The following is a 13,966-nucleotide window of genomic DNA, read 5'->3' as shown; positions in this document are numbered from 1 at the left end:
AAGCAACGCAGAAGAACCAAATGGAGCGACTAGCTGCCTACACAGCGTCAGCTCGAATGTCTCTATCAAATCGCAGGGATGTGTGAGTTGATGACTGAGAATGCATGACTTATGACCGAGTTTTGAGCATAATTACGATTGACGTGGCTGTGGAGCTTTTATGTCTCGTTCGCTTAAGGTCAGTACGCAGCATATTCAAACGGTCAAGACGGCGCTCAGACGATCTGGGTGGTCGACTCAACGGGCTTTGGCTGAAGATCTAGGCATGGCGCTCTCCACAGTGAGCCGATTTCTAAACGGTAAATCGGTTGACTATGCGGTTTTTTTGGAGATCTGCGATCGCATTAATCTCGACTGGCAGTCCATTGCAGCCATTAACCCAGTCAACACACCTGAACTAGATCCCATAGACGCTACTGCAGTTCATCCACGTAGCCTATCTCCTGTTTATCCTGTCACTGTTGATCCGTTATCTGTACCGACCATACCTCTTCAGGACTGGGGAGAAGCCATTGATACTAACTTTTTTCACGGTCGTCAGGCCGAGCTACAGACCCTAGAACAGAGTATTGTGGCGGACGGCTGCCGACTCGTCATGCTATTAGGAATTGGTGGCATCGGCAAAACAAGCCTAGCTGCTAAGCTGTCACAACAGATTACCTCCGACTTTGAGCTAGTGATTTGGCGCTCTGTTCGCAACGCTCCACCCTTGAGTACGCTGCTTCAAGAGCTAGTTTTATTTCTATCTCAGCAGAAAGATACTGAAGCAACGCTTTCGCAATTGATGCACTGGCTGCGAACTCGTCGCTGTTTAATTGTGATAGACAACGTGGAAACACTACTTAGCGCTGGTAAGAGTGGTCAATATCGTTCGGGGTATGATGACTATGGCGAGTTCTTTCGGCAGATAGGAAAAACTCGTCATCAAAGCTGTCTGATTGTCACAGGGCGTGAAAAGCCTACCGACATTGGCATGCTAGAGAGTAGTCAGCTATCGATCCGGTCTTTTCAGCTAGGCGGCTCCCCAGAAGCCGCGCAGGCCATTATTCAAGCCAAAGAATTAACAGGTTCGTCAGAAGCCATTCAAAGACTGTGCGATCGCTATGACGCTAATCCGCTCGTACTCAAGATTGTAGGGACATCTATTCTCTCTATTTTCGATGGCGATATCAGTCTTTTTTTAGCAGAGAAAGCACCTATTTTTAATGACTTTCGTCGGCTGTTAGACCAGCAGGTTGATCGTCTCTCTGACTTAGAACAAACTATCCTCTACTGGCTAGCGATCAATCGAGAGTGGACAACATTATCTGAGCTGGCCGACGATATTTGGCCTACCGTTGCCCGGGCGGACGTTTTTGAAGCGCTCGAATCTTTGAGTTGGCGATCGCTGATCGAAACTCGATCGGGTTTCTACACTCAGCAGCCCGTCATTATGGAATACGTCACCGACCGGTTAGTAGAAACGGTTTATCAATCGCTAGAAAATCTCGGCCAACAGGGCTTACCTATAGAGCCGCCTGCTTCTATCGAGGCGGGTTTGTGGTATACCCATGCTCTACTCAAATCAACCGCTAAAGCTTACATCCGCGAAAGTCAACGACGCATGATCCTATCGCCTTTAGCCAAGCGAATACAAATCACCTTTGTTCAATCGCAGGCTATCAGCCAGTATATGCAGCAGGTGCTATCTCAGCTAAAGCAAAGCCTAGGCGGATACGGTATTGGTAATTTCATCAATCTCTGTCAGCAGCTAGAGGTTGATCTAGGTGGCTATGATTTCTCGGAGCTGCCGATTTGGCAAGCGCACCTTTCAGAACAATCTCTTGCTAACGTAAACTTTGCGCAAGCCGATTTTCGAAACTGCCAGTTTACGCAGTCGTTTAGCGGTATTTGTTGTTTAGCTCTAAACCCAGACAACACAGTTTTGGCAATGGGCGATCTTCACAGCAATATCCATCTCTTTCAGGTAGGAAGCTACCGACACCTGCACACCTTAAAAGGACATACCGATAGCGTATTTGCTATTAGCTTTACGCCCGACGGTAAATACTTTGTTAGCTGTAGCGGCGATACCACCCTTAAGCTCTGGCGAGTCAGTAACTACGAGTGTATAAGAACCTTTGAAGGGCACCAAAACTTAGTAAAATCTGCAGTCTTCTCACCTAATGGTCAGGCGATTGCCAGCGGTGGCAGCGATAACAGTGTCAAGATATGGGATTGGCAAACAGGTGCCTGCTTGCGTACTCTCGAAGGTCACACCAGTGCGATTAGAACAGTTGCTTTTTCTCCTACAGGAGAGAAGCTGGCTAGCGCTAGCCTAGACCATACCATCAGGCTTTGGAACTGGCAGAGTGGAGAGTGTATCAGGCGGCTAGAAGACCACAACCAGGGTGTCTGGAGCGTAGCCTTTACGCCTGATGGAGAGCGGCTAGTCAGCGGCGGCATCGACCAAACTGTTCGCGTTTGGGACGCGCAGACGGGGAAGTGCTTGAATGTTCTTTCTGGCCATCAAAGCTCTGTGTGGTCTACGATCATTAGCCCAGATGGTCAATATATTGCCAGCGGCGCTCAGGCCGGCATGATCAAGATCTGGCATTTGCCCTCAGGGCGATGCGAGAAATCTTTAGTCGGTCACAAAGGCTGGACCTGGGCACTGGTGTTTTCAAATGATGGAAAGAGACTGTACAGCGGCAGCTACAAAGACAGTACCGTCCGCATCTGGGAAACTCAGCAGGGCCATTGCATAAAGATGCTCTCTGGCTATACCAATACGGTGTGGGCACTGGCTTTTGCTAGTGGCCAGCGGCTAGTCAGCGGTAGCCACGACAAAACGGTTCGGCTGTGGGACATCAACAGCGGAGAGTGCCTACAAACCCTAGAACACAGCAGTCCGGTAACGGGGCTGAGCCTCAGCTCTGACGAGAGCCTTTTAGCAAGTTCTGGAGGAAGCGGGGGCGCGGATTTTAGCCTGTGGTCGCTTGGCTCAATGCGAGGCTCAGCCCAATCAGAAGTACGGTCAGAAGTACGGTTTGAAAGGAGATTAGCGGGACATACCCGCGCAGTGTACGCGGTTGATTTTCATCCTAGCGGTGATTGGCTAGCGAGCGCCGCTGAAGATCAAACGGTTCGGTTTTGGAACCTAGCCGATGGCGCTTGTCTAAAAACTTTGAAGGCGCATGACGAGATGATCTGGTCAGTGACCTTTTCTCATGACGGTAGGCTATTAGCAACGGGTAGCTACGACCATACGGCTAAGCTATGGGATGCAGAAACTGGTGAGTGTGTTGCGGTCTTATCGGGGCATACCGACCAGGTTTTTTCAGTCGTTTTTAGTCCAGACGATGCGCTTATAGCTAGCACCAGTAGCGATGGCAGTATTAAAATCTGGGCAGTGCAGACAGGCCAGTGTTTGAAAACGCTGACTGGACACAACGGGTTTGTTTGCTCAGGAACGTTCTATCCGTTGGGCGATCGCGCCGACCCTATTTTTGTCAGCGGTGGCTTCGACAGCCAGATCAAAGTTTGGGCCGTAGAAAGCGGACAGTGCCTACAAACGCTACAGGGCCACACCCAAACCGTCTGGTCGCTAGCTTTTAGCGCAGATGGACAAACGCTTGCTAGCGGCGATGGAGATGCCACTATTCAGCTATGGGATACCCAATCGTGGCAGCGCCTGCAAACCATAAAGTTACCGGGGCCTTACGAGGGAATGAATATTGCTGAAGTGACAGGACTATCAACAGCTCAAAAGTCAGCGCTGTATTCATTAGGGGCAGTTTCTACCTAATCGACGCCGAGGCTTCGCTGCGTCTCCAGAAATGATCGCATCTGCAAGAGCACGCGGACAACCGCCTGACGTGTCTTCATTCCAGGCAGTCTGTGTGTCTTGCCATCACACAGAAAAATGACCAGATGATAAGCATAGTAGATGTGTCCTTTTCGTCGATGGCGTGACTTTTTGATATTAATCGACTCAATCTCGTCTAGGGCATAGGTTTTCTCACGTACACCTATGAGAGTATGTTCCTTTCGACTGTATAGATTGTTTTCCTTATCTAGAACAACTTCTCTTTTTCGCAGACTGAAGTATGCCACCAATAGGCTAACTAAAACAAAGATAGATACTATCAGCAAAAATCCTAGAAACTGAACCCTTTGACAACGGTTGCTTTCATAGCAATCAAGAGCGAACATTCCGAACGCAATAACAGGAATTCCAAAGAATAAGGCTGACCACACAGCTAGAAAAGAGTACGCCCAGAGCCTTAGCCGTTGAGTAAGTATGAGCCTCTCTGAGCCATGAGTGCTTAGGGTTAACTGATACGTTTCAAAGATTTCTTTAAGCGTCTTCCCAAAGGAAATAGCAGACTTTGACATGATGTTCTTTGGTTTCGTTGAGCTGCTACAGCAATCTGCATCTATAGCTTTCGTAGAGCTTGCTAGAGGCTATATGTTCGACAACGCTTAGCGCTAGGCGAACTGCCAAATGTATTTAGCAGTTCGCTATATTTTCGATCAATTATGGAAACAAGATATCGATATCCTGCGCTAGTGGGGTGGCCCCCATATCGTACATATTGTTGACTAGGAACTTGCGAGCGCCTAGATTGTACAGATCTTCAATAGCGACAACAATATCATCGACAGGCTGAGCTACATCAGTTGTGAAGTCTGTGAAGGGGCCAAACGGATTAGCGGGATCTATAGGAATAAATGCTCCAAGAAAGTTGTTAGGTCCAGCCCATATCACATACAGCGCATCTGGATCTGCGCCACCTCCCGATAGCGCTAGCGACTCGAAATCGTCTATTTGGTCTTTCAAACCGGGCAGCTCGACTGGAAAAGGCGGGCTTTGAGCATTACCTGCATTGTCAGTACCGGTTGTGGCGCCCCCTACGGCAAAGTTTATGCTGCCATCTGCAAGACTTGGTGGACTACCTTTAAGCACTTCTTGATAATACGGAGTAGGACTAGATATTGAATATTCGCTAAGGAGTTGACTCCACCACAGGCGACCATTAGTAAATCTGCCACTGGCGTACAAAGGGCTTCCTAAAAGCGGGCCTTGAGTGACGGTACGAGGAGGAAATGTCTCTCCAGAAAAGCCAAAAACATTGCGAAAGTCGCTCAGACTATCTCCGAAAATAAAGAGTTCTGATATGTTCTCTCGAGTCGCTCGATTGATGGCTCCAATTATCCTCTCGCCCATAAGACCATGCACGGTGGCCGTAGGATGTATCTCATCAAAAAACAGATATTCAGCTGGATCTACGCAAATGCTGACTGGCGAACTAGCAGGTGCTAGGGGCGGACCTTGGACACATGACTGTGTGGTCTCTGTTAGTGTCATCGGTAGCTCGTTTGCGAAGAATGTATTTGCATCGAACGAGGCGATACTAATATCAGGCAGCGCACTTTCTAAATCCTCAAGTTCGTTCTTGAGATACCTGTTGAAGTTGGTTGTGAGTTCCGTTAGGTCGTCTGAAGGGGCAGCTTCTACAGCTTGTGTGTAGCTAAAAGTGATGCTGCTTATGAGCGCTATACCTGCAGCTAGTAGTGTGAGGCGATTTCTCAGAGTTGAGTTAAAAAAGTAGCTATTCATGAGGGTTGCTCAGTTCTTAAAACAGAGATTATTGAGGGACCTCTCTATCTCATCAAACGAGCAACCGAGATCATGACTGAGTTTGTATGACTTATGACTCACTTTTAGTCAGGTATGGCTTTTGTCCCTAATGAAGTTGCTAGGCGATGTCGACTTTTACAACGACATCGTTGAAGTCTTGGTCGCCCATGCCACCCATGTCTTCAAAGCCAAAGATATTATCGCCCAGTGCCTTCACATGGTCATTGCCGCCGTTCATGCCCATGCTGCTGAAGAATAGATCATCGTTAGTCGCATCGCTTCCGTTTGAAATGAGATAGATTCCGAGGAAGCCGCCGCCCTCTAGAGTGGTAGAGAAGATAGAGACTTCCCTGTTGCGAGTCGAGAGCTGTACATTTTGCTGACGAGAAAGTGCAGCTTCCCTATAGCCATCGTCACCAGGCTGTAGAGTCTCACCAGTCAAGGGATCGATGATACTGCCATCGGCATCGTCAGTACGGTAGAATCCGACGATGCTGTTGAATGCAGCTTCTCTATATACAGTGAAGTTGAGGGTAACGTCGCTACCGTTCTGTTCAGTCAGATCGAGCGTTGTTGCATCGTTCCGTAGTAGGTTTGGCGCGGTGTCCTCATCGTTGAGTAGAACGGCTAGTCGCGCATTATCACCGAAGTCAAAGACAGCCCGATTATCGTTTTCCAACGCTAAGGTGCCAGTACGAACATTACCATTCTCGACTAGCTCAAACTGTAGCTGTCCGCCAGAGAATAGTAGGTCACTATTGATTGAGAAGTCAGCTCTGTAGTCGCTAGAGAGTCTTTTCCCATCGAGTGAAAAGAAGCTGTCAATTCGAGTTCTGCTGCCGTCTTCTTCTACGTTATAGATAACTAACTCGCCTACCCCCTTAAGGCCAAAGTCGTCGAAGCCTAGTCGAAGCGATTTGGCAGAGCCGATGTCTTCGATGCTAAGTCCGCCTGCTTGCCTACCAGTATTTAACTTAGATACGGAAGAGGCGATATTTAGTTGGAAGTTGCTGCTAACTGAAGCGGTAGATGAGTCTGTTGCGGTGACCTTGATGTTTACAGTGCCGATATCACTTCTAGAGGGGATGCCGCTGAAGGTTCGGGTAGCCGGGTCGAAGCTTAGCCAGCTAGGTAGAGGACTGTCATCGGCGAGCGTCGCAGCGTAGGTAAGTGGATCTGAGTCCGCATCGGTGAAGCTGTTTTGAGGAAGAGAGAAACTGAACGGAGTGCCTCGGAATACTGTCGGGTCTGAGATTGTTTGGCCTACTACTGGTGTGAAATTAGAGGCGACATCTAGTTGGAAGTTGCTACTAACCGAAGCGGAAGCGGGGTCCGATGCGGTGACCTTAACGTTTACAGTGCCGACATCACTTCTAGAGGGGACACCGCTGAAGGTTCGAGTAGCCGGGTCGAAGCTTAGCCAGCTAGGTAGAGGACTGTCATCGCTGAGCGTCGCAGCGTAGGTAAGCGGATCCGAGTCCGCATCGGTGAAGCTGTTTTGAGGAAGAGAGAAACTAAACGGAATGTCTTGTGTTATTGCCTGGGTCGAAATTGCCTGACCTACTACTGGTATGAAATTAGAGGCGACATCTAGTTGGAAGTTGCTACTAACTGAAGCGGTAGATGAGTCTGTTGCGGTGACCTTCACGTTCACAGTACCGACGTCACTTCCAGAAGGGATACCGCTGAAGGTAAGAGTAGCCGGATCAAAGCTTAGCCAGCTAGGTAGAGGACTGCCATCGGCGAGCGTTGCAGTGTAGATGAGAGGATCCGAATCCGCATCGGTGAAGCTGTTTTGAGGAAGAGAGAAACTGAACGGAATGTCTTGTGTTGCTGTTGGGTCTGAGATCGTTTGGCCTACTACTGGCGTGAAATTAGAGGCGACATCTAGTTGGAAGTTGCTACTAACCGAAGCGGAAGCGGGGTCTGATGCGGTGACCTTAACGTTCACAGTGCCGACGTCACTTCCGGCAGGGATACCACTGAAGGTGAGAGTAGCCGGGTCGAAGCTCAGCCAGCTAGGTAGAGGACTGTCATCGGCGAGCGTTGCAGTGTAGGTAAGCGGGTCCCCCTCAACATCGGTGAAGCTGTTTTGTGGAATAGAGAAACTAAACGGAATGTCTTGTGTCGCTGTTGGGTCTGAGATTGTTTGGCCTACTACTGGCGTATCGTTTTCAGCATCTACAGTGATGGTAAAGGTCTGAGAAGCGCTGGTATCGACGCCGCCGTTTGCAGTACCGCCATCATCTGAGAGACTGACGGTAACGATTGCACTCCCGTTCGCATCTTGTGCAGCAGTATAGGTCAGGTTCCCTGACGCATCAATACTAGGTAGAACGCTGAAGAGTGAGTCATTGTCAGTGCTGACGTTGAAGCTTAGGGTCTGGTCTGCTTCGTTATCTGCTCCTGCCGAGATATTAGTGGCCCAACCGGTGATGCTCTGTGCGCCAGCATCTTCTGTAACCGTTTGGTCTGCCCCTATCGTGAATAGGGGAACATCATTTACTAAATCTGTGAAAGTACTGTCACGGAAGTCAACGTCGCCACCAAATTCTAGGTCACCATCTGCATCGGGTAAAGTTGTGGGGTCATCAATGATGCCGTTTACGTCACTATAATCATCCGAAGATTCGGCATCGTTATCAAGACCATTCGCTCCGACATCAAGGGTGTTGAGTGTTAGCTCTGCTTCTTCAGTGTCGCTTATGCCATCGCCATCGCTGTCAATGTCGATGTAGTCAGGAGCTGAGTCAGAATCACTATTAATAGGAGTGAGACCAGCATCTCCTGCACCTTCGTATGCATCGTCTAAGCCATCGTTATCACTATCGCTACCAGAAGGGACTATGTAAGAAACTGTTGATTGAGCTTCGATGTTGTCAGGAAGTCCATCATTATCAGAATCTAAATCGAGGTGGTTGGCGATTCCATCACCATCACTGTCAACGGCAAAGGTGATCTTGGCGACTTGTGTATCTTCGTCTGCATCTTCATCGAGAAGTTCAATTTTGCCAACATTGAAGATGCCTCCGAGATCAACAGTGTAAGTGATTCCACCACCTGAGAGGTTGCTGCGATTGACTTCGGCTCCATCAGCATCATAGACAACTAGTACATCCCCATCGTTGACACCAGCAGTGGCGACTTCCAACGTCACTTCACTCATGTCCTGAGGAGTGTTCAGCGTGTATGTGAAGACTGAAAGCTCAGGCTCTGCAAACGACTGAATACTGCTAAAAAAACCAGCATTAGCCTCTTCATACATGTTGACGTCGCCAACCAGGATTAGATTTCCTGTGAATCCGTCCTGCATATCAGAAGAGTCATAAACGACACCATAGATATCACTGTTGGAGTCGTTGACGATGAGCTGGTTTTGAGATGAAATAGGCTGACTGTCTTCTCGGCTGAAGATGCCTGAAGCTGCAGTTGTGACGCTACCTGACGCACCAACTAAGTTACCTTCTGGAGCTGAAGATGGGCCGCTACTATCACTATCGATGCGTAGGTTGAAATTAAGAACCCGGTCTACGATTTGGCTAAACTTAGCTTCGTTTTGAGTAGTGAAATTAAGGTTCTCGAATCCAACATACAGGGTGCCACCATCGCGAACATAATTCAGCATGGCAGTTGCTTCAGCAGTAGTAGGCGATGCATTGAAGTCATGCCAGACGACCATTGCATGCTTTGATGCATCAATTTCTGCTATGTCAGAGCCTGTGGATTTAGGCTCGCCAAAGAATGAATCTACGTTCCGGCCAGAAGGGGGATTATATATGTATGTAGAAGTAGATTCAGAAGCACCACTATCTACTGGTTCTACTTCCCAATATGTCGTGGCGTCGCCATCGACGGCGTTGCTAGCTTCATGCCCGGCTGTCGCGCTGACCACCGTTGCGGTTCCGGCTCCTGCTGATGCAATTGTAAATCCTTCTATTGAATTCAAGATGCCGTCGCTGTCTGAGTCGAGATCAACGTCGTTGTTAATACCATCGCCGTCTGAATCTTCAACGGTATTCACGATGTTGTTACCAGAGTCATCGATCAGGCGACCGTTAAAAGTTTGTACCCGAACTCTGTGCTCGTTTGTTGAACCACCAGTTGCAGCACCAAAACCCCAGTAAATAAGATTACTGCCTCCAAAGTCTGAAGTGATGAGGTCTTGCGTGAGAGAGTCTATGTCAATGCTATCAATGCTGTAGCTTAGAGTTTGGGCACCCGCATCCCAACTGACAACAACCGTATGGTAATTACCATCTTCAAGGTTTGGTAGAGCGCTTGGCGATGTGAAAGATGATTCTGTTTCAGGATCTAGAATCGACGTGTGATCAGAAGAGATATCACTAGTTCCACTATTGAAGAAAGTATCAAACTCAATACCCACTGACCTTTCTACGCCTGCAATACCAAGTCCCCCTCCAGAAAGACCTACAGCTCTGTCACCATCAGGATCGTTATGTAGCACAAAGCCGATACCATCTGCTCCGCCATCGTTTGTGCCAAAATACAGGTCGAAAGTAAAGTCCCAGTCAAAGTTGAAGTCAATGCGAGCATTGGAATAAGCTGAACCACTTTGGCCGTTAGCGTTTTCAGTAAGTCGAATTTCGTTGGCACTAGTTCGAGACGCATTTCCATTAATAGTGAAAATTTCATCCACGTCAGGTAATGCGGCTAAAGCATGAGCATAGACGTGAGTTGTGAATGGATTGATCGCCAACTCAACATTTTGTTGATGAGTAGTGACATCTAGCATCCAGTTGCCATCAAGCGCTGCATTTCCAATTTTGGTACTGGACGCAGCGATGGGTACTCTAGTCGAGCGATAGAGTTTTGTGATAAATTCTTCGCCTGCATCACCCGCTGCAACGTTACAGCCGTAGAGTAGAAGTTCATCAACCGGCCAAGTTTTCAGCTCCTCTACATATCGACTCAGATTTTTGAGGCTGAGTTCACCATCGCCTAGGTAGAGGGTACCAGGTGCACCGTGGGAGACAATATGGAGAGATGAGGAAGTTGTAGGTTGGTGTGTAAGAATTTCGGTGATTTGCTGGACGCCGTCGCGGTGGGAGTCGAGAACAAATACTTCTGCTCCTTCAATTACTCCATCAACAAGCACTTGATAGTCGTCAACGTTAGAATCAATGATGACTAGGGAACGTTGAAGTAATTTGTTCATGTCAGGAATAGCACTCACTGTATGTCAACTATGTGGCAGTAAACCAAAGCCAAAAGTGTTCGATAAAGACGAGCAAGACGAAGATAGTATCGGAACGTATATTTCTTGTTGCTTTTATGGCTTTGTTGTTTCGTTGCCTAAAGAAGGATTCCCAAGAATCAAGTTCAAGAATCAAGCCAAAGTTACAGCAGCAATTCTCAATTCTAAGGTGCACTTATGTGAAACCCCTGATTCTCCGCCGGAATTCAAATCTGCTTAAATTTAAGCTGGGGCCTATAAATGGTTAAAGCAATAGGGGGTTTATGGTGAACCTAAGCTGGGAAATTGATTTACCTGACTCGGCTTCAAAACTGGACGCGAGGTAGGGTAGACAACCAGCGAGCTGCTTAGACAGACACTTTTCCAATTAATCCCTCTCCAAACCACGCATGACCGCTTTCCGTATCGTGGCTTTCTAGTAATCCCGACGTGTAAGGGCTTTTACGTCGTGGCATCCTTGATCCACACAATTCACATTCCTGAGTCAGAAGAGGCTCTAGCAATTCGCTCCGCTTGCTTCAGGTTCGGCTATGACTTTGCTCATCGTTAAGTGTGACCCATTTTTTCCAACGCAAGGGCACCGCTCCAAAGTGAAACTCTAGAGGATTCTTCGCGCCTCTTTTTATCACTACTTGTAGAAGCTTTAGAACACCCTCACGCACGCCCCTTCGACAGCAGACGACAGTTCAGCTCAGCGCGACCAAATATCTGTTGTTTATGTCTCTTCGATCAAATGTTCTAAGCTTCTACTTGTCAGTTGCTGACTTCTAGAATGACGTTTGCCTTGACCGCCACATCATCTTCTATCAAGCTCTTGGAAAAATCTGAGATCCTTCGGTAGAGCTATTCACCACTTGCCTATTTGTATTAGACGTTTTCACTCAGCTTCCGCGACATCGAGGAAGCGATGCTCTTCAGTCCGATCAGGCCGTTTCAAAATACAGAAAAGAACGACGTGTTAGCGGCTAGAAGGTTGACGCTCATTGACAAGGTTGAGTGTGATCGCACAAGCTGGGCTGATGATGTTCATTCAACAAATCTAACCTAGAGCCGGCTAATCAGGCTTAATGTGACAATGCCTTGTAGATATTGCTATTCTTTGAAGCTAGTTCGTCACTCGTTTAGATACACTTTAAACTTCTGAACGTAGTGAAGGACATGGCCAAGACAGTAAAGGAGAATGATTTTGTCGCTGATTTGCCAGAGCAGCTTTTAGATAGGGCGATCGCAGCGGGTGCGCAGGCAGCAGAGGTCTATCAGTCTAGCTCGTTTGATCGGCCTGCTATCTTTGAAGCCAATCGGCTGAAGCAAGTTGAGACAACGCAGGCTGAGGGCGTTTCCTTACGGCTATGGAAAGAGGGCAGGCCCGGTGTTGCAGTAGGCTATGGCCCCGTTGAACCCAACGTACTCATCGAAAAGGCACTAGCGGTGAGTCAGTTGAACCAGTCTGAAACTCCCCGGCTAGCAAGTGGTCAGCAACTAGACTTTGGTGCGATTGGGCATTCAGTGCCAGTAGAGCAGCTAATTGAGCAAGGCCAGGCGGCGATCGCCCATATAAAAGAGCACTTTCCAGACGCTGTCTGCGAAGCAGAACTCTCTTGTAATGTGGAAACGACTCGGCTGATTAATTCTAAGGGTCTAGATTATCGCCATCAGGATACGACATTAGGCGGCTATCTTAATGCTGATCTGATTGGCCAAGATGATTTTTTGAGTGTAGGCGACGGGGTGATTGGACGCGATCGCATTGACGTGATCAGGGCTGCTAATAGCATTGTAGAGAGAATGGCCTGGGCGCAGCAGACGGTAGCTTCTAGAAGCGCTCAGATACCCGTAATTTTTACGACAAGAGCAGCAGGTCTGCTCTGGGGCACATTGCGATCGGCGCTTAATGGAAAGAACGTAGTAGAAGGTACCTCGCCTTGGGGAAATAGGTGGGGCGATTGTGTTATCTCGCCAGCGATCACACTGCGCCAAGATCCTCAGATAGGGCCTTATAGCTGTCCTTTTGATGATGAGGGAGTATTGACTCAGCCAATTGAATTTGTAGATAAAGGCGTAGTCAAAAACTGGTATACAGACTTAGCAACTGGGCTGAGGACTGATATTCCTAGTATCGATGGATCGAGTGGCAATGGCATCCGACCTGGATTAGGCGGATATCCTACGCCAGGACTGATTAATCTGTTGGTAACTACTAGCGACTTATCGTGGAACGAGCTGATTGCCCAACCGACTGAGGCAATTATCGTCGATCAGATCATGGGAGAGGGCGGCGATATTGCCGGCAACCTTTCAGTCAACTTAGACTTAGGCTATCGAGTCAGTGCCGGGGAGATAATTGGCCGTGTGAAAGACACTATGGTTTCTGGCAATGCCTACGTCGCCTTAAAGAACCTAATTGCTTTAGGGAGTGATGCTGAATGGAGCGGTTCTACCTATACGCCCTCGGTAGTAGTAGATGGTCTTTTTGTGACAGGCTAAGCGTGGTGATTAGCTCTTGTGTTGCTCCTCGATTCGACCACATAAAGGTCCATAGTTAGAAAAGTACACGAACTAACGTAAGAGAAGAAACGAGCTGGTCTGCAAGTCATTTGATTCATTTCTAGCCGTTTATCTGCTATGAACTACAGTCTATAGACCACATCCTAAAAGCTAAAGATAGAGTTTAGTCAATGAAACATTATCTACCATTGACTAATAGCTATGAACCTTTCATAATCTATAGACTATCAAGTATGTGTTGAGAAGTATGAGCTACGAACTCAAGGGGGCAATATGATCTTTTTAGAAGCGTGCGTGTTCACCACCGTATTATTTGGATTTTTTGGTATTTTACTCAAGAAAAATCTGCTGATGAAGGTGCTATCGATGGACGTGATGAGCACAGGCGTCATCTCGTTTTATGTCTTGGTTGCGGCGCGTACGGGTGTGTTTACTCCTATTCTCTCAGATGAGTCGCCACAGGCTGTTGCCTATGCAGACCCCGTTCCTCAAGCAGTAATCTTGACAGCAATTGTGATTGGTCTGTCGATCCAAGCGCTGATGCTAGTAGGGGTAATGAAGCTCTCAAACCACTACCCTTCTCTAAACTGTGATGAGATAGAGGAGTCAGTTGGGTGATAGAG

The 13,966-nt window shown here is 47.9% G+C and carries 6 protein-coding genes; 3 read left to right on the top strand and 3 right to left on the bottom strand.

Going from position 1 to position 13,966, the window contains the following annotated elements:
• Positions 1-160 precede the first annotated feature (160 nt).
• On the top strand, positions 161-3,787 hold the full coding sequence (locus S7335_RS16255; RefSeq protein ID WP_006453669.1) for an NB-ARC domain-containing protein: 3,627 nt from the start codon (positions 161-163) through the stop codon (positions 3,785-3,787).
• Here S7335_RS16255 and S7335_RS16250 read toward each other — a convergent pair.
• From S7335_RS16250 to S7335_RS16240, 3 genes are all read right to left on the bottom strand, one after another.
• The gene (locus tag S7335_RS16250; RefSeq protein ID WP_006454939.1) at positions 3,784-4,377 is read right to left on the bottom strand and encodes a hypothetical protein; all 594 of its coding nucleotides are present in this window, start codon (positions 4,375-4,377) and stop codon (positions 3,784-3,786) included. The genes S7335_RS16255 and S7335_RS16250 overlap by 4 nt on opposite strands.
• A gap of 142 nt (positions 4,378-4,519) precedes the next feature.
• Positions 4,520-5,602, bottom strand: coding sequence for an SGNH/GDSL hydrolase family protein (locus tag S7335_RS16245; protein WP_006454717.1), 1,083 nt, complete (start codon positions 5,600-5,602; stop codon positions 4,520-4,522).
• 139 nt (positions 5,603-5,741) lie between these two features.
• On the bottom strand, positions 5,742-10,799 hold the full coding sequence (locus S7335_RS16240) for a putative Ig domain-containing protein (protein ID WP_038016398.1): 5,058 nt from the start codon (positions 10,797-10,799) through the stop codon (positions 5,742-5,744).
• A 1,197-nt stretch (positions 10,800-11,996) separates the two neighbouring features.
• Here S7335_RS16240 and S7335_RS16230 point away from each other — a divergent pair.
• Positions 11,997-13,322 (top strand): TldD/PmbA family protein, encoded by a 1,326-nt coding sequence (locus S7335_RS16230; protein WP_006456553.1) that lies wholly within the window; start codon positions 11,997-11,999, stop codon positions 13,320-13,322.
• 294 nt (positions 13,323-13,616) lie between these two features.
• Entirely contained in the window at positions 13,617-13,961 is a 345-nt protein-coding gene (locus tag S7335_RS16225; RefSeq protein WP_038016388.1) for a cation:proton antiporter subunit C, read from the top strand.
• Positions 13,962-13,966 lie beyond the last annotated feature (5 nt).

The sequence above is a fragment of the Synechococcus sp. PCC 7335 genome (assembly GCF_000155595.1).
In the GTDB taxonomy this organism is placed as follows: Bacteria; Cyanobacteriota; Cyanobacteriia; order Phormidesmidales; family Phormidesmidaceae; genus Phormidesmis.
The sequence above is the reverse complement of the archived record's forward strand: the minus strand, read 5'-3'. Positions and strand labels throughout refer to the sequence as shown.

Excerpts from the sequence above, each read along its gene's own strand:
- S7335_RS16240 (WP_038016398.1), bottom strand. The coding sequence starts at position 10,799 with ATGAACAAATTACTTCAACGTTCCCTAGTCATCATTGATTCTAACGTT.
- S7335_RS16230 (WP_006456553.1), top strand. The coding sequence starts at position 11,997 with ATGGCCAAGACAGTAAAGGAGAATGATTTTGTCGCTGATTTGCCAGAG.
- S7335_RS16245 (WP_006454717.1), bottom strand. The coding sequence starts at position 5,602 with ATGAATAGCTACTTTTTTAACTCAACTCTGAGAAATCGCCTCACACTA.
- S7335_RS16225 (WP_038016388.1), top strand. The coding sequence starts at position 13,617 with ATGATCTTTTTAGAAGCGTGCGTGTTCACCACCGTATTATTTGGATTT.
- S7335_RS16250 (WP_006454939.1), bottom strand. The coding sequence starts at position 4,377 with ATGTCAAAGTCTGCTATTTCCTTTGGGAAGACGCTTAAAGAAATCTTT.
- S7335_RS16255 (WP_006453669.1), top strand. The coding sequence starts at position 161 with ATGTCTCGTTCGCTTAAGGTCAGTACGCAGCATATTCAAACGGTCAAG.